Here is an 839-nt window from a genome sequence, read left to right as displayed (position 1 = left end):
GAGCCTGCCCGACGGCGGCGAGCTTGGCGGCGCTGCCCTGTTGGCGACCGTGCAGAGCGGTACAGGCCTTGCCACGCGGCTCTCCCCGCGGCCCTATCTGCACCCGGTCCGTACACTGGCCGGAGTCCCCGTAACCGATCACCTGCCGGCAGACCACCCCTGGCACCTTGGCGCGGGATTCACCTTGCAGGATGTGAACGGGACCAATTTCTGGGGCGGCAAAACGTACATCCGCGCGTCGGGCCCTTACGAAGAACGGCAAGACCATGGGCGCATCATCGAGCGCTCCACAGTGTCCGGGCCCGGCTTGCTGGAGCAGGAATTGAGTTGGCAGGCATCGGACGGCGCCGAACTTCTCCGCGAACGCCGCACCACCGGCTCCCGGCAGCTCGACCGCCGCACCTGGCAACTGGAGCTAAGAACAGAACTGACCGCCGTCGTCGACTCCTCGCTGGGCAGCCCCGGCTCAAACGGCGCCCCCGGAAGCGGCTACGGCGGCTTTTTCTGGCGCTTGCCTGCGTGCGCCGAAGCTGAGGTCTTCACTGCCGAAGGTCGCGGCGAACCCGAAGTCCACGGCTCGGCGTCACCGTGGCTGGCTTGGGCAGCCGACTTCCCTGGAGGCCCCGCCACCCTGGTGTTCGCTGCCCCGGCTGAGGCGCCGGATCCTTGGTTCGTCCGGATGGCGGATTACCCCGCAGTGGGTTCGGCCCTCGCGTGGGACCGGCCAGTGGTGCTTGCCGCAGGCGACTCCTTGGTCCGCACGTTCACGGTGTGGATCGTCGACGCCAAGCTGTCTCCGGCCGAGGTTGCCGAGCTGATGGCCAACAGGGTCTCCGCCG

Annotated in this window: 1 protein-coding gene; it reads left to right on the top strand. The window is 68.4% G+C overall.

All coding sequences use genetic code 11. The annotated features are described in order from the left end of the window. Nucleotides 1–839 (top strand): DUF6807 domain-containing protein (locus AHiyo1_RS10735; protein WP_172465570.1); only part of this gene is annotated, 839 nt, incomplete at both ends.

The sequence above is a fragment of the Arthrobacter sp. Hiyo1 genome, from assembly GCF_001263615.2.
Taxonomy (GTDB): Bacteria; Actinomycetota; Actinomycetes; order Actinomycetales; family Micrococcaceae; genus Arthrobacter.
The sequence above is the reverse complement of the archived record's forward strand: the minus strand, read 5'-3'. Positions and strand labels throughout refer to the sequence as shown.